The following is a 15,653-nucleotide window of genomic DNA, read 5'->3' on the forward strand; positions in this document are numbered from 1 at the left end:
TTATTTCCATAAGTATCAAAATCGTTTCGAATTATTCAACCGACCTGTTTTTTAAAACCATCAAAAACGGGCTATCCGTTAAAAAAACGTATATTTGCGATTGAAAAGGCTATTTTTTCTAATCCAATATCAATCTTTATATACATGAAGGAACAACAGGTGCAAGCTCAAAAAGGGCTTATCAATAAATTTTTAGCTACCGTTGAACGCGTAGGAAATGCGCTCCCCCACCCAGCCACCTTATTTGCTATCTTGGCAGTGGTTGTGATTGCGCTCTCAGGTATCATGTCTCAATTGGGCTTATCGGTACAAAATCCCGCCACCAAAGAGATCATCGAACCTTTCAACCTTATTTCTGTGGAAGGCCTCCACATGATGATCACCAACCTGGTCAAAAACTTCACCAGCTTTGCCCCATTGGGTGTAGTGTTGGTAGCCATGCTTGGCATTGGTATTGCTGAAGGCAGTGGGCTGATCGGCGCATTAATTCGCCTGTTAGTGGTAAAATCACCAAAGCAAATCATCACTTTTGTAGTGGTATTTGCAGGAATTGTTTCTAACACGGCCTCAGAGGTGGGCTACGTATTACTTGTTCCGCTTGCGGCGATTATTTTCCATGCTTTTGGGAAACACCCACTGGCTGGACTTGCGGCAGCCTTTGCAGGGGTTTCTGGAGGTTACAGCGCCAACCTTTTACTCGGAACCATTGATCCGCTCCTGTCAGGCCTTTCGGAAGAAGCCGCCCAGATCCTGGACCCTGCTTATACTGTCAATCCTGCGGCCAACTACTATTTCATGTTTGCCTCTACCTTCTTTATTGCCATGGCAGGTACGTTTGTTACTGAGAAGATTGTAATTCCCCGATTGGGAAAATACCAGGGCGATGCGGAACTCGAGGAAGTAAAATCACTTTCTACTGAAGAACGCAAGGGGTTACGCTATGCGACCGTTGTAGCTTTGGCATGGCTGGCCATCATTCTGATCGGTATTATTCCAGAAGCAGGATTTTTACGTGGTGCAGGAGGCGAAATCTTGCGCTCTCCCTTAATGAAGGGGATTGTTTCTTTTATATTCTTTATTGCCGCAACCTGTGGAATTGCGTTTGGGATAGGCGCTGGAACGATTAAGAGTGATGCTGATGTGATGAATGGCATGGGAGAATCCATGAAAACAATGGGAATCTATATTGTTCTTGTATTCTTTGCCGCACAATTTGTGGCTTATTTCAAATGGACCAACCTCGGAATGATTGTCGCAGTAAAAGGCGCTGATGTTTTACAATCCGTGATTGGTGTGGCTGGTGAAGCAGGCGCAACTTCCATTCTGGCAAAAATTCCCCTGATGCTTGGCTTCATTCTCCTTACTGCACTGATCAACCTTGTGATGGGATCTGCTTCGGCAAAATGGACACTAATGGCACCCGTATTTATTCCAATGTTCATGATTTTGGGTCTTTCTCCTGAGCTTACACAGGTCGTTTACCGTATTGGTGACTCAGTAACCAATATCATCTCACCGATGATGTCCTACTTTGCGCTGATTGTAGCCTTTATGCAAAAATATGACAAGAATGCAGGTATCGGAACCATCATCTCCACCATGCTTCCCTATACGGTAGTCTTTCTCTTTGTCTGGACAATCCTGCTGGTAATCTGGATGGTATTCGGCTTGCCAATTGGCCCAGATGCCCCACTCCATTACATTTTAAATGTACAACCGAGCTAATTGATTCCGTGCTTAAAAAAATCCCTGACCACTGTGGCCAGGGATTTTTTTTATCCCAAATGATTCAGTACTATCAAACTTTGCTTTATTTTTGAGGAAAATTTACTGCCTTGAAAAAGAAACACTACAATATTCCTGTCTTCATTCCTGAACTTGCCTGCCCACACCAATGCGTGTTTTGCGATCAGGTGCAGATCAGCGGGGAGGAGAAAGTCCCCCAGCCGTCGGAGGTGCCTGACATCATTGAAGAAATGCTCTCCACCATGGACCCAGCAACAGCAGATATTGAGGTCGCCTTTTTTGGAGGCAGCTTTACGGGCATTCCTGCGGAAGACCAGGAGGCCTATTTACAGGCCGTTCAGCCTTACCTCCAAAGCCAACAAGTTAAAGGGATCCGTCTCTCTACCCGTCCAGATTACATCGACCATGAAATTCTTGACCGATTAAAACAGTATGGGGTAACGGCAATAGAACTTGGCGCTCAATCCATGGATCCGCTGGTGCTCAAGCGTACCGCCCGCGGGCATGCGGTGGAAGATGTACATATTGCGGCCAGGATGATTAAAGAGCGAGGGTTCGAGCTGGGCCTTCAGATGATGATCGGCTTGCCTGAAGACACCCTTGAAAAAGCCATTTTCACTGCCGAAGAAATCATCAAGCTGAAAGCCGATACCACACGCATCTACCCAACGCTGATCATCCCCAATACGGCACTCCACAGGTTATATAAAACCAACCGTTATACTCCTTTAAAATTAGCAGAGGCCGTGCAATGGGTTGCGCAAATATTACCGAAATTTGAAGCGGCAGGCATAAAGGTGTTGAGAACAGGATTGCACCCTTCGGAAGACCTCAGAAGTGGAAAAGCTATGGTTGCGGGACCTTTTCATCCTGCATTTAAAGAATTGGTGCAAACGCAAATTTGGGCTGAAGAATTTGAGAAAAACCTGGAAGTCTTCCCCAAAAACAGTACGGTTGCCGTAGAGGTCCCTGAATCGCAGATCAACTTTGCCGTGGGCTTCAAGAAAGCCAATAAATTGAAAATGGAGCAATACCTAAAAAGCCGATTTAAAGTCAGGGGGAACAAAAATTTGATGGGCTATCAATGGTCAATCATTGAGAGTGCTGAAAAAAGGGGCTAAATGATAAAAAAAAGCACGCCTATGACTTGTCAAAACAAGCCCCTAACGGCGGGTAAGACAGTTTAACGGCTTTTATTCTCTTATTTTCAGCACAAAAATATTACAGTATTCAAAACGCAGCAACCTATCAAATCAGGCGGGGTCATACGTATATTCTCCAAACCCAATAAAACGCTATGACAACACTGGTTAATGATTTTGAAGTCCCTGTTTGCGGATACAATACCCGTGGGAAATTTCTCACCATTATTATCGACCGAATTCTTTCCTATAATGCACGCTTATTAATTCAAAAAAACATCCAGCAATTGCTGTGGGTCTCCAACTGCAAAGGTTGTTTAGTTGATGTCAAGTTCACCAATGAACTCAGCTGTGTTCAGCTCGACTGGCTATGGAGTTTAGCACAAAAACAAATCAGGGAAAAGCCCAGCAAGCTTGACAAAATTGCGATCCTTCATGACAACCCCACCTCGATTACCCTGTTGTTCAAAGAAGTGAAGTCACCGATAAAGATTGAATTCTTTAAAGACTATTCGTCTGCGGCAGCCTGGCTACAAGAAGAAAACAGCCATGGTTGAAAACTGTCTCCAGGAAGTTCTTCAGCACTTACAGCTCGAGCATGCTTTCTTCCGTGAAAACCCGTTGTTTTCCTTACTAAAAAACAAGCTCGTCAGTCGCGATGAAAAGCTGGCCATTGTACCAAAGCTTCATTTTCTAATGATGGGCCTTCAGGATATTTTCCTGCTTTCAGAGGATCACAGAAAGCAGTCCGATTTAATTCAGTCGCAGATCAATCGCCATTGCCTTGCTCATTTTTCCAGCTGGCAGCAGTATATGCATGATGCTGAGCTACTCGCCAGCAATGGACACTTCTGCTACCCACCATGCAGTACTGCGCTATTTCAGCAAGATGACCTCCACTTACGGAGAACACAATATTTGGCCGTCCATCATATTGTAAAAAATGAACATCAGCCCTTTTTCAAGCTGATTGTACTGATGACCCTTGAAACCTCCCTGAGGAAAATTATCGAGGAGTTGCATTGCATTACCAAAAAGCTACCGATCAGTCGAAAACTTCAATTTATACAACCACAATCTGTCAATACCAGCCTGCTCTTCTGGCTGATGCAAAAAAATCAGGAAAAGGGTCTTCACTGTTCAAGTGCACAGGCACTGATTTCCACTGAAATAATGTCAGAAATATATAGCCTCCTGAACCAAACCCTCCACCAATGGAGCACGACAAGTTCCCCTTCGATTCCCTTATAAAAAAAATGACGCCCCCAATTACGGAGGCGTCATTTTTTATAAATATCAATCGCAATTACTTAGGCGATTTCCAAGGCAATTTCCATCATCTGCGTAAAGGTCTTTTCACGGTCTTCGGCAGGTAACCCTTGCTGTGTTACCAGGGAATCCGAAACGGTAAGGATCGTCAGGGCCTGCACGCCGAATTTTGCGGCAATAGTGTACAGGGCTGTTGTTTCCATTTCAACGGCCAACACGCCGTATTTCGCCCATTGTTTCCAGAATTCCGGTTCATCGTCATAGAAAACATCCGAAGAAAGAATGTTTCCCACGTGTGGATTAATCCCCATGTCCATAGCTTTGGCAACAGCACCCATAATCAGGTCAAAACTCCCCACAGGGGCAAAATCCATTCCTTTAAATCGGTTTTTATTGATTGATGAGTTGGTTGAGGCGGCCTGTGCAATCACAATATCTCGCAATTCAACCTCAGGCTGAAATGAGCCACAACTTCCAACACGGATCAGTTTTTTCACCATGAACTCATTCACCAGTTCGTGGGCATAAATACTTAAAGAAGGCAGCCCCATCCCAGAACCCTGAACAGATACACGTTTACCTTTATAGGTCCCTGTATAGCCATACATGCCACGAACCTTATTGTAACACACGACATCCTCTAAAAAATTGTCAGCAATGTATTTTGCTCTTAACGGGTCTCCAGGCATTAATACCGTTTCGGCAATATCACCCTGCTTTGCTCCTATATGTACACTCATAATTGAAATCAGTTAAAATGATAAAATCTCATTGGCGAAAGAACCTTCCTTAGGCTCCTGAAGCAAAATATGCTCGATGGTTTCCCCAATGTCTTTGAATGAAGGCCTCAGCCCTAAGTTTACGGCTTTGACTTTCTGCCCAGCCACCAATAATGGAATATGCTCACGGGTATGGTCTGTTCCTTTAAAAATAGGATCGTTTCCATGATCAGCACTGATGATCAGTACATCATCCTCTTTCATTGCTGCCAATATTTCTGGAATTCTCGCGTCCCATTCCTGCAATGCATTCTGGTAACCGTACACATCTCGGCGATGGCCAAAATGCATGTCAAAATCTACCAGATTGGTGAATATCAGCCCTTTATTTTCTTCTTTTATCCACTCAATGGTACGGTCAACACCTTCCATATTATTTTTGGTGGAGACGCTATGGGTGATGCCTTTTCCTGCAAAAATATCGCTGATTTTCCCTACGCCCCGAACATCCAGCCCTGCTGCCTGAATGCGGCTAAGCATGTTTTCACCCGGCTCCAAAGCGTAATCATGTCGCCCTGAAGTTCTGGTATATTGCCCCGAAGTACCAACAAATGGCCGAGCAATCACTCGTCCGACCGAAAGCATTTCCCGAGCGATTTCACAATATCTGTATAAATCCTCGAGAGGAACAACCTCCTCATGGGCGGCAATCTGAAAAACGGAATCGGCAGAGGTATAAACAATCAAATCGCCTGTGGCCACATGCTGATCGCCAAGTTCATTGATAATGGCAGTTCCTGAAGCCACTTTGTTGCCGAAGGTTTTTTTCCCCGTTTTCTGCTCAAACTCACTGATAATTTCTTCAGGAAAACCGTCAGGGTAAGTCGGTAGAGCTGTTGTAATTAACTCTCCCGCAATTTCCCAGTGTCCAGTGGTGGTATCCTTACCTTTGGAAACTTCCTTGGCTTTACCAAAGGCGCCCTCAGCATTAGCGATGGGTGCAATTCCTTTGAAATCGCCAATATTCCCCAGCCCCATTCGTTGCATATTGGGTACATTCAGCCCTACGGCATCTGCAATATGCCCGAGTGTGTTGGCACCTAAATCTCCATATTCATGGGCATCTGCGGCAAAGCCTACGCCTACAGAATCCAGAATAATAAGAATTACTCTATTCACTTCTTTCATTGGTGCAAAAATTAGTATGCTGAATCAGACGCTTCGCCTTTAACAATTTTGATCCCAGAGCTGGTCCCCAATCGGCTCACTCCCATGGCAATATATTTCTCGGCAACCTCCTTGGAACGTACACCTCCAGAAGCTTTCAGTTTTGCATTGCCCTTAACGGCATCTTTCATCAGCTGAATATCTTCATAGGTTGCTCCTGCAGTCCCGAAACCAGTGGATGTTTTCACAAAATCAGCCTTCGCCTCCACACTCAATTCACTGGCTTTAATTTTTTGCTCATCTGTCAGGTAACAAGTTTCAATAATCACCTTCAACACACGATCTCCACAAGCCGCTTTAATCAATTCAATTTCATTTTTCACCAAATCAAATTTCCCATCCTTCAGCCAGCCGACATTAATCACCATATCGATCTCATCAGCACCATCCTTAATGGCCTGCTGCGTTTCAAAAACTTTGGCTGCTGTGGACATCATCCCCAAAGGAAAGCCGACCACCGAACAAACTGCTACCTCAGTACCTTTTACCTGTTCAGCGGCAAAAGCAACATAAGCACTGTTTACACAAACTGAAAAGAAATTATAGGCTTTAGCTTCCTCGCATAATTGCTTTACCTCGGCCTCCGTTGCTGTAGCAGCAAGAATCGTATGATCGATAAATTTACTGATTTCCATAAATGTAATTTTTATTGTACATGATTGGCGCTTGGGGGATCACAGGTTATATGAATCATGATAGTGAGGTGCAACGCCTTTAAACCTATTGAGATCAAAATTAATAGAAACTCCATAAATCCAATTCATTCTGGCGTATTTTGTCCGCACATTAATAAATAAATATCCCCTCGGCACCCAATACCTATAAGTTATAACATTCAAAAAATAATAATGTGAAAAATTTCATCAAATTAAATCCGATTGATGAACTGCATTTGGCTTTTTTTCCTGACTTTCTGGATCAGCAACAGGCCGATGCTTTCTTCAAGGACTTAAAATCCTCTATTGAATGGGAACAGCCTATTGTAAAAATTTTCGGAAAGGAACACCCTGTACCGCGAAAGGTGGCATTTTATGGTGAGCCCGACGTTCAGTATCGCTATTCTGGCCAAACCCATACGGCAATACCATGGACTGAAAGCCTACAGGCAATAAAATCCAAAATTCAGGAAAGCACCCCTTATGAGTTCAACAGCGTTTTATTGAATTTTTACCGAAGTGGTGCCGATAAAATGGGATGGCATGCCGACGATGAAAAAGTGCTGGGCAGCAACCCCGTCATCATTTCCCTGAACCTCGGTGCTGAACGACGCATGGACTTTCGGGACAAGAAAGACCATCAAAAAAAATGCAGCATTCAGCTACCTGTTGGCTCATTGCTGATTATGCTGGAAGATTGCCAACATCGGTTTCACCATCAGATACCGATGCAAAAACGCATTAAAGAGGAGAGGATAAATCTTACTTTTCGTCAAATTAAATATTAAATTAAGCCTTTATCTCGATAAGACCGAAAACATGAAAAAACAAAAAATTGCCGTTTTAACAGGCGCAGGAATCAGTGCTGAAAGTGGGCTGAAAACTTTCCGTGATGCTGACGGCCTTTGGGAAGGCCACCATGTAGAGGAAGTAGCCACCCCCGAGGGCTTTCGGAAAAACCCTGATCTGGTATTGGAATTCTATAACCAGCGGTTTCATCAGGCTCGTGAGGCACAGCCCAATCAGGCGCACCTTGCACTGAAAAAACTGGAGGAAAAATATGAGGTGGTCGTGATTACCCAAAATGTGGATGACCTCCATGAACGCGCAGGCTCCAGCAACATCATTCACCTGCATGGCAGCCTGAACACCTGCCGATCGTCAGCGAATGAAGATATGGTTTTTGAAATGCCCGAGGAAGGTTTGAAGATGGGGGATTTGTGTCCGCTGAACAGTCAGTTAAGGCCCAATATTGTCTGGTTTGGAGAAGCCGTACCCATGATTGAACGTGCAGCGGCAGAAATGAGTACCGCCGACATTGCGGTCATTATCGGCACCTCGATGCAGGTGTACCCTGCCGCAGGGCTTATTGATTACCTCCCCGACGGCCACCCCGTATATATTATCGACCCCAATGCAGACCAACTGCCTGCACAGAAAAACTACACGGCAATCAATGAAAAGGCGACCCTCGGCGTCCAGCAATTACTTCAGCAACTTCTTGACTGATTTCAGGGCGGACTCGAAAGTTCATAATTCATCAATAATTGCAAAATGACCAAAAACATTACATCCGCCTTAATTTGGTCAAAATCACCCAAATAAGGTAATTCACTGATAAACAAACCCATATACCCACCTCCTTTTTAATCGAAAAGCGATAAAATGCTCCGAAGGGCCACCCCTGCCCTCAACTTCTCATAATTGATTACATCAGGCAACTAACTTTTAAGGATTTATTAAAGTCTAAGAAATGAAACAATGAGATCTACCTTGATGAACAATTTAGAGCAAAACGCTGATCCAAGCAATCCTTACGCCTCCTTGCCTGAGCAATTGCACATCTTGACCATAGATGATGAATTAAGTATCCGTAAGCTTCTCAATTTCACCTTGAGAACTGACTATAAGATTACCGAAAAAGAAAATGGTATTGAGGCCATGATGTGGCTGGAAGATGGCAACGTACCTGACCTGATTGTAACCGATATTGAAATGCCTGAAATGAACGGCTACACTTTAGTGGAAATATTGCGCAAATCTGGTTTCTATCGGGAAATCCCTATCATTATGCTTTCTGCAAGGGAAACGAGTGAAGAGCGCATAAAATGTCTTGAACTGGGGGCTGATGATTATGTGCTGAAACCCTTCAATCCCCATGAACTAAAATTAAGAATTTCAAGACTTCTCGACCATATCAAAAGGTATAAATATCATGCTTGATAAAGCTCCCACCCCTTCGACAGATATGACTCACTTCATCACTCAAAAAACCCAGTATAAAATTTTTATGCTGGGGCAGCGGCATATAAGCCTTGAGATGGCCTCCCGAGCGAAATTTATCCCCCTTACTTATAGTTCGAATATCGACCAGGTTTCGCTTGGGCTTAAAATCCATGTGGAGCAAGAGGAGAAAGCGGTACTCATTATCAATGATCCGAAAGGAACTGTTTTATTCTCCAACACAGAGTTTATTGAACTGAAAGAATATTGTATTAGAAATGGTATTCCGACGATTTTGGTTTCCAAGGGCTTTCGCTTAAAAGTATTTAATGAAGCGTTGGCGCATCAGTTGGATGATATCTATTTTGAGCCCCTTAATTATGAAGACCTGTTCTACAGGGTCAATTTTCTTTTCAATTTCAGAAAAAGTAAAATTGAATACCTTCAGCAAAGCACCCAAACGCAGCATGAAATCTATATCTCACCACTGAAACGTGCAATGGATATCATCATCAGTGGTGGCGTATTGTTGGCGCTTAGCCCTTTGCTGTTAATCATTGTTGGCCTGATTTATCTGGAATCGCCAGGGCCCGTATTTTATGCTTCTAAACGTGTTGGTGCTGGTTATCGGATTTTTGATTTCTACAAGTTGCGCAGCATGCGGATTGGCGCAGACAAGCTGCTGAGCAGTATTAAAGGGCAGAATCAGTACGCCCAAAGGGCGGAGCAGGAAACCTTTCAACACTGTGATGGCTGCCTTGAAGGACAGGGAACCTGCAGTTCCTATTTGTTCTCCAATGAGGGTAAAACCCTGTGTGAAAAACATATTCAGTTCCTGAAAGAACAAGAAAAATTAAACACCTTTATTAAAATTGAACAAGACCCACGCATCACCAAGGTCGGGCAATTTATAAGAAATACATCCATTGATGAATTACCACAATTAATCAATGTACTCAAGGGAGATATGTCTATTGTTGGCAACCGACCACTTCCCCTTTATGAAGCAGAACGACTAACCACCGACAGCTCATCAAAAAGATTTTTAGCACCCGCAGGTATCACCGGACTATGGCAGGTTAGTAAGCGAGGAAAAGGAGGAGAGCTTTCTCCTGAAGAGAGAATTGCCTTAGATAACGAGTATGCTGACAAACACAATGTATGGTATGATATCAAGCTTATTCTCCGAACAATCCCTGCTCTTTTTCAAAGTGAAAACGTTTAAGTTTTTACTTTTCACCTTTTTATTCATCAGTAGTTCACCAATTCAAGCCCAGGATGTAGAAATTTTCAACAACCGAATTTTTGAAAGCCTTCCTAATCGGGAAACCCTGATCGACTCGGCGCAGTACCACTCTCCATTACTGGAGGCCCAAAAAGTGGAAATCGAGCGCATGGAGTTGGAGCTCCGTCTCAACCGCCATGATATCTGGAAGGACTTTCGTCTGTTCAATCAAGCTTTTTACACCAATTCTTCCGCCGTCGTATATAATGACATTTCCACAGGGGGGGGCACCAGTGTTCCTACCGATGCCCGACAGTCGGGCTATCAGGGGAGAGTGTTGTTTGGCATCAATTTCCAGTTTTCATTAATCGATTTAATCGACCGCCCAAAGCAGCTGAAAAAAGACCACCTTGAACTTCAGTTGTCCAACCTTGAATATCAAGGGAAAATCACCGAAGTGCGCACAAAGTTAATGAAACAATATTTTAGCCTTGCCAAAGCTCAAATTCAACTTAAAAAAACGATTCGTGAAGAAGGGCAGCTCGACTACCTCTTCAAAAAATCCAAGAATGATTTTGATGCAGGACTCATCGAGCTCGGTGAACTTTTGGAACAAGAAGCCAAACTTGAACAGGTACGTGTCAATTTAGAACAGGATAAAATTAATGTCCTGATGGAATACCTCATTCTTGAGGAATTCGCAGGCATTCCTTTGTCCAACTTTTACGACTAACCTACATGGAATTAATTAACCTCATACGCCTACTCACCTCCAATTGGCGATACTTAGTTTTTCTGCCCGTGCTGGTAACAGCAGGGGTTATTTATGCAACTAAGGGAGAGGTTCGTTCATTCACTACTTCATCACAAATATATACTGGCCTTGCCTCAGGTTATGATATAGAAACCCACAGCGAAGACAAATTCAATTATAAGCTCTCACAGGTAATCTTCGACAATGCCATTAACCTGATCAAAACAGATAAGATGGCCGAAGAAGTCTCCATACGTTTGATGGCCCAACACTTGGCTATGCCTGCGCCAGACCATCTGATTGTAAAAGATGAAAACTGGTCTAAAGCCAAAAAATTATTCACCCCTGCCTTCAGTAAAAAATATATTAAAGTGGGTAATGCGGAACAGACTTATGAAAACCTGAAGAAGGTACGCTATGAATCTGTGAGCAATGAAGTGATTGATATTCTGCAAAGTGAGCACCCATTTTATGGTATTGAAAAACTTAAATCCTATTCTGTAAAAAGACTTCAGGGAAGTGATTTAATCAAATTTGAATATTCCAATACCGACCCTGGAGTCGCGCAAAATGTCTTGCTATTTTTGGGTAAAGCTTTCGAGGAAATCTACAACCACCTGAAGGCGCGGCAAGCCAAGCAGGTGGTCAAATATTTTCAGGCACAACTTGACAGTACTTACAGTGCATTAACCACCACCGAGGAGGATTTGATGAACCTGAAAGCGGACAATCAGATCCTTCTGCTCGAAGATCAGCTGCAATTGATGGAGGCAAAAAAGGATGAGCTCATCAAGGGACAGGAACACCTTGAGTTGGAACTGTCAGCAAAAAAAGCACAATTGAAATCCATGAATGTTTCTTTGCCTCAAACGAAGAATGCTTCCAACACGAACCGACAATCCGCTAATGTCATCAAGATCAAAAACCAACTGACCGATGACAACTTTAAGCTGTCATTGCTTGAACTGACCACTGCAGACGTGGAGGTGGAACGTGAGCGCCTGACGCAACGGATTGAACGCAATCAAAAAAAACTGGAGGCCTCTATTGACTTGGGAAAAGTGCGAAAAATGCCTCAAGGTTCAAATAAAGAACTTGCAGCAGAACTTATCGCCAATATTGCTTCTTTGGAAGCCCGACTCAGGGTAACGGAGCGAATCATCGGTAATTTTTACAATAATTACCGTTCTGCCACCGCCCTGAAACTGGAAATCAATAAAATGGAACGACGGATCACCATTGCCCAGGAAAACTATTTCGCCTTATTAAAAGACCTGCAGCGATCGAAAACCAAGCTAAAAAACCTTTCGGTGAGTCACTCCATTACGGTGGTAGATTACCCATTTTACCCGGTCAATCCAGACCCTTCCATGCGGAAATTACTGATTGTTGCGGGTTTTGCAGGCACACTGATTTTTGTTGTTTCCATCATTATTGTGGGTTATTTATTTGATGCTTCCATCGCTACAATTGCCAAGGCAGAGAAGCTGGCAAAATCCGAAGTGGTTGGGGGAATGCCTGATATGAGTAAAATTTACAAAGAAGTTGTTATTCATAAGGTAAAGTCCAAACTCATCAAACAGCTCGAAGCCGATATTCAACAAACGAAAACGGCTAAACAACTATCGACAATGTTTATTTCGGTGGTGAGCTTACGTCCGCAGGAAGGGAAGTCAAGAATTGCTTATGAAATTGCACAAAAGTTATCGGCCTACAATAAGGTTTTGCTGATCAGGAATGGTTCCACCGAAGGAGAGCCTCGAGATATTCGCTCCAAAAATTTAGAGGCCTGGTATTATTCCACGGCGGAATCGCTGAACCAGTCAAAGGATATGGACAAATTCCTGGAGAACCCTTTAATTCAGGAGGAGTATGATTTTATTATTCTGGAGCTGGGGGCCATCTTAAATTTCGATTACCCGATTCAGCTGCTGGCCAAATCAGACCACAATTTTCTGGTGATAGATTCCCACCGTTCATGGTCGGAAGCCGACGGAAAATCCATTGACAAGATCAAAAAATTAAAGCAGGTAAGTTTCGATGTTATCCTCAATAATATCGACCTCTTTGAAGCGGAAAAGTTAATCAGCGAATTACCGAAAAAGCGTACCCGCTTCAGACAGACCATCAAAAATATTATTCAGTTTAAATTTAGAAATAATAAGTTTTGGGTAAAGAGCAAGAAGTAATCGTATGTATTGGCTTCCCTACCTGGGAGGACAATTACACCAAATCGACGGTAGAACTGATGAAGGTGATCAGCAAACATATTCCTGTGGTCTATGTCAATTATCCCTTCACTTTTAAGGATGTTTTTTCAGGAATGAAAGGACAGCACCGTATCCCGTGGAAAGCTATTCTCGGCTGGGCACCCAGCACGCAGCAAGATGGCAAGGTTACCGTCCTCTACCCTCCCGCTTTTCTTCCGAATCAATTTTTGAGTAAGGGCTTCCTTTTTAACTGGAGTTCCCAGTGGAATGCCAAAAGACTGATTGGTCGCCTCACCAAACATTTAGCCGCCAAACAGCTAAAGCCACTGGCGATTGTCAATGCCTTCAATCCATTTGTTGGGGCGTATTACCCTGACGGCTTTCGGGAAAAATATCCGCAAATTTACTACTGCTATGATGAGATCAACCAAACGCAGTGGTCGGGCAAGCATGGCGGGTACCTCGAAACGCTTTTCCTGACCCAGACCCAGGGGCATATTTTTAGCTCCGCCCCATTACAGAAAAGTAAATCTACGCCTGGAAAGCCCTCTTTTTTGGTGAAAAACGGGGTCGATTTCTCCCTTTTCAACCAGGCAAACATTCCGATTTCAAAAAGGGGGGAACAGGACCGTGCATTATATATTGGGGCAATGGACGACCGCCTTGACTATCCCCTGTTAAATTACCTTGCAGCACAATTACCCAAGTGGCAATTTGATTTTTTTGGCCCTGTAAAAAGTGACGCTTTCCACCAATTGGTACAGCAGCATCAAAACATCAATTACAAGGGGAATTTTCCTGCTGCCGAAATTCCCGTACAAATCACCAAACACCACATCGGCCTTATTCCTTTTGTGCGCAATGCATTTACCAAAAATATTTATCCGCTAAAAATCAATGAATATCTGGCCGCAGGGCTCAATGTCGTCACTACACCCTTTGGGGACTTGTCGGATTTTGAATCCACGGTCTATTTTGGCAATAGCCACGAAAGTTTCCTCAGCAGCCTCCGACAAGCACGGAAGCAACTGAATGACGAACAGGTGCTGAAAAATGCGTCCTTTGCCAGCCACAACAGCTGGAGCAGTCGTGGAGAAGCCTTTTTGAAAGCAGTAGCGGAAATCACACAAAATAACCAAGGGATTATCAATGAGAAAAAAAATATTGAAACTGCAAAATTCAAGTAATTTTGGTGCCCTTTTAACCAACGGCCTTCTGGCGAGCATGCGTTTGCTGAACTTCACATTACTTGCCCGGGCCCTGAGCACAGAAAATTTCGGTATATGGGTAATTTACCTGACCACCGTAAACTTCATGGAGATGCTGCGTTTTGGCTTACTCAGAACCGCTTTCATTAAATTTACCAGTGGATTGGCGGAAGTTGAGCAGCGCATTGTTGAGGGCAGCAGCTGGTTGATCGCCCTCGCTTTCTGCCTGCTGATTGGCCTGCTTGCGCTTCTTTTTCATTTTCTTCAGCCACTGATTCCATTGAGTGAAAGCTTCAGGCTGTTTTTCGTGTATTATCCGGCCTATGCCTTGTTGGTCCTTCCCTATCATTATGCCACTTTCAAATTACAGGCCGCAAAGCGCTTCATGGCTATTTTTGCCTTAACGGTTACCCACACTACCTCTTGGGCGTCGATCCTGATCTTTAACTTATTTTACCCTTTGTCCCTTCAGCAGCTGGTATGGGGACACATTGCGGCCATCAGCATGGCCAGTGGTTTGGCACTACTGTTAGGTTGGAGTAATGTCAGCGCTATTCCTGCCGCCAGTAAAGCGTGGATCATGAAACTGCTTCATTTCGGAAAATACAGCATCGGTACCCTCATCGGCTCGAACCTGCTGAAAAGTGCCGACACCTATCTGATCAATCTATTCCTCGGCCCTGCGGCCACTGCGCTGTACAATATTCCGCTCAGGCTTACTGAAATGCTCGAAATTCCCTTGCGAGCACTGGCCCAAACGGCCTTGCCTAAGATCTCTGCGGCAGCCAATCAAAATCAGAAAACAAGAATCAGCGAACTGTTTGCCCAATATACCTCATTTGCAAGTTTAATCTACCTGCCCCTGTTATCAGCCGCTTTCATCTTTGCGCCGCAATTGGTTACCCTTATCGGTGGGGAACAATATACAGGCACCCATTCCATCTTCAGGATTTTCCTTGTGGCGTCGGTATTTTTGCCTGCTGACCGTTTTGCAGGAGTTACCCTCGATGCCATCGGTCTCCCGCAAATCAACCTGAGGAAGGTGGTCGTCATGGCATTGGTGAATATTGCTGGCGATTACCTGGTACTGCAATATTCTACAAACCTGAGCCTTGTGGCTTTGGTAACGATCAATACCCTTTTTATCGGTATGAGCTATGGATTATATCAGCTGATCAGACTGAAGATCATAAAAATGGCGCATTTCAAGGCATACCTTTTCAAATATGGAAGAAGACTCAAGTTGAGCAAAAATACCCCCTGACCAACACAAC

General features: G+C 43.8%; 15 protein-coding genes. 12 read left to right on the forward strand and 3 right to left on the reverse strand.

What is annotated here, in order from left to right:
• The first annotated feature begins 144 nt into the window (after window positions 1-144).
• The 4 genes from AABK40_RS08235 (at window position 145) to AABK40_RS08250 (ending at window position 4,139) form a co-directional block, all read left to right on the forward strand.
• Window positions 145-1,725, forward strand: a complete 1,581-nt coding sequence (locus tag AABK40_RS08235) for an AbgT family transporter (RefSeq protein ID WP_332919140.1) — start codon at window positions 145-147, stop codon at window positions 1,723-1,725.
• A gap of 110 nt (window positions 1,726-1,835) precedes the next feature.
• Window positions 1,836-2,867, forward strand: a complete 1,032-nt coding sequence (locus tag AABK40_RS08240; protein WP_332919139.1) for an elongator complex protein 3 — start codon at window positions 1,836-1,838, stop codon at window positions 2,865-2,867.
• A 176-nt stretch (window positions 2,868-3,043) separates the two neighbouring features.
• Window positions 3,044-3,445, forward strand: a complete 402-nt coding sequence (locus AABK40_RS08245) for a hypothetical protein (protein ID WP_338396736.1) — start codon at window positions 3,044-3,046, stop codon at window positions 3,443-3,445.
• Complete coding sequence (locus AABK40_RS08250; protein ID WP_338396737.1) at window positions 3,381-4,139, forward strand: hypothetical protein; 759 nt, start codon at window positions 3,381-3,383, stop codon at window positions 4,137-4,139. Before AABK40_RS08245 ends, AABK40_RS08250 begins: the two co-directional genes overlap by 65 nt.
• A gap of 59 nt (window positions 4,140-4,198) precedes the next feature.
• Here AABK40_RS08250 and deoD read toward each other — a convergent pair whose 3' ends face one another.
• The 3 genes from deoD to deoC are packed head-to-tail and all read right to left on the reverse strand — an operon-like array spanning window position 4,199 to window position 6,738.
• Complete coding sequence (gene deoD, locus AABK40_RS08255; RefSeq protein WP_332919136.1) at window positions 4,199-4,897, reverse strand: purine-nucleoside phosphorylase; 699 nt, start codon at window positions 4,895-4,897, stop codon at window positions 4,199-4,201.
• Between the two features lie 12 nt (window positions 4,898-4,909).
• Complete coding sequence (locus AABK40_RS08260; RefSeq protein ID WP_338396738.1) at window positions 4,910-6,064, reverse strand: phosphopentomutase; 1,155 nt, start codon at window positions 6,062-6,064, stop codon at window positions 4,910-4,912.
• 11 nt (window positions 6,065-6,075) lie between these two features.
• Window positions 6,076-6,738: a deoxyribose-phosphate aldolase gene (gene deoC, locus AABK40_RS08265; protein WP_332919134.1), complete on the reverse strand. Its 663-nt coding sequence runs from the start codon at window positions 6,736-6,738 to the stop codon at window positions 6,076-6,078.
• Between the two features lie 215 nt (window positions 6,739-6,953).
• On the opposite strand from deoC, the gene AABK40_RS08270 reads away from it, so the two are divergent.
• From AABK40_RS08270 to AABK40_RS08305, 8 genes are all read left to right on the forward strand, one after another.
• Complete coding sequence (locus tag AABK40_RS08270) at window positions 6,954-7,547, forward strand: alpha-ketoglutarate-dependent dioxygenase AlkB family protein (RefSeq protein WP_338396739.1); 594 nt, start codon at window positions 6,954-6,956, stop codon at window positions 7,545-7,547.
• 31 nt (window positions 7,548-7,578) lie between these two features.
• Complete coding sequence (locus AABK40_RS08275) at window positions 7,579-8,268, forward strand: SIR2 family NAD-dependent protein deacylase (RefSeq protein WP_332919132.1); 690 nt, start codon at window positions 7,579-7,581, stop codon at window positions 8,266-8,268.
• A 267-nt stretch (window positions 8,269-8,535) separates the two neighbouring features.
• Window positions 8,536-8,982, forward strand: coding sequence for a response regulator (locus tag AABK40_RS08280; protein WP_332919300.1), 447 nt, complete (start codon window positions 8,536-8,538; stop codon window positions 8,980-8,982).
• The gene (locus AABK40_RS08285) at window positions 8,975-10,207 is read left to right on the forward strand and encodes a sugar transferase (protein ID WP_338396740.1); all 1,233 of its coding nucleotides are present in this window, start codon (window positions 8,975-8,977) and stop codon (window positions 10,205-10,207) included. The genes AABK40_RS08280 and AABK40_RS08285 overlap by 8 nt, the downstream gene beginning before the upstream one ends.
• Window positions 10,149-10,940, forward strand: a complete 792-nt coding sequence (locus AABK40_RS08290) for a TolC family protein (RefSeq protein ID WP_332919130.1) — start codon at window positions 10,149-10,151, stop codon at window positions 10,938-10,940. The genes AABK40_RS08285 and AABK40_RS08290 overlap by 59 nt, the downstream gene beginning before the upstream one ends.
• A gap of 5 nt (window positions 10,941-10,945) precedes the next feature.
• Entirely contained in the window at window positions 10,946-13,150 is a 2,205-nt protein-coding gene (locus tag AABK40_RS08295; protein WP_338396741.1) for a GumC family protein, read from the forward strand.
• The gene (locus tag AABK40_RS08300) at window positions 13,129-14,358 is read left to right on the forward strand and encodes a glycosyltransferase family protein (protein ID WP_332919128.1); all 1,230 of its coding nucleotides are present in this window, start codon (window positions 13,129-13,131) and stop codon (window positions 14,356-14,358) included. Before AABK40_RS08295 ends, AABK40_RS08300 begins: the two co-directional genes overlap by 22 nt.
• On the forward strand, window positions 14,321-15,643 hold the full coding sequence (locus tag AABK40_RS08305) for a lipopolysaccharide biosynthesis protein (RefSeq protein WP_338396742.1): 1,323 nt from the start codon (window positions 14,321-14,323) through the stop codon (window positions 15,641-15,643). The genes AABK40_RS08300 and AABK40_RS08305 overlap by 38 nt, the downstream gene beginning before the upstream one ends.
• The last annotated feature ends 10 nt before the right edge of the window (window positions 15,644-15,653 follow it).

Source organism: Persicobacter psychrovividus (assembly GCF_036492425.1).
In the GTDB taxonomy this organism is placed as follows: Bacteria; Bacteroidota; Bacteroidia; order Cytophagales; family Cyclobacteriaceae; genus Persicobacter; species Persicobacter psychrovividus.

Coding starts and splice junctions, on each gene's coding strand:
- AABK40_RS08235 (WP_332919140.1), top strand. CDS start 145: ATGAAGGAACAACAGGTGCAAGCTCAAAAAGGGCTTATCAATAAATTT.
- AABK40_RS08245 (WP_338396736.1), top strand. CDS start 3,044: ATGACAACACTGGTTAATGATTTTGAAGTCCCTGTTTGCGGATACAAT.
- deoD (WP_332919136.1), bottom strand. CDS start 4,897: ATGAGTGTACATATAGGAGCAAAGCAGGGTGATATTGCCGAAACGGTA.
- AABK40_RS08260 (WP_338396738.1), bottom strand. CDS start 6,064: ATGAAAGAAGTGAATAGAGTAATTCTTATTATTCTGGATTCTGTAGGC.
- deoC (WP_332919134.1), bottom strand. CDS start 6,738: ATGGAAATCAGTAAATTTATCGATCATACGATTCTTGCTGCTACAGCA.
- AABK40_RS08275 (WP_332919132.1), top strand. CDS start 7,579: ATGAAAAAACAAAAAATTGCCGTTTTAACAGGCGCAGGAATCAGTGCT.
- AABK40_RS08280 (WP_332919300.1), top strand. CDS start 8,536: ATGAACAATTTAGAGCAAAACGCTGATCCAAGCAATCCTTACGCCTCC.
- AABK40_RS08285 (WP_338396740.1), top strand. CDS start 8,975: ATGCTTGATAAAGCTCCCACCCCTTCGACAGATATGACTCACTTCATC.
- AABK40_RS08290 (WP_332919130.1), top strand. CDS start 10,149: ATGATATCAAGCTTATTCTCCGAACAATCCCTGCTCTTTTTCAAAGTG.
- AABK40_RS08295 (WP_338396741.1), top strand. CDS start 10,946: ATGGAATTAATTAACCTCATACGCCTACTCACCTCCAATTGGCGATAC.
- AABK40_RS08305 (WP_338396742.1), top strand. CDS start 14,321: ATGAGAAAAAAAATATTGAAACTGCAAAATTCAAGTAATTTTGGTGCC.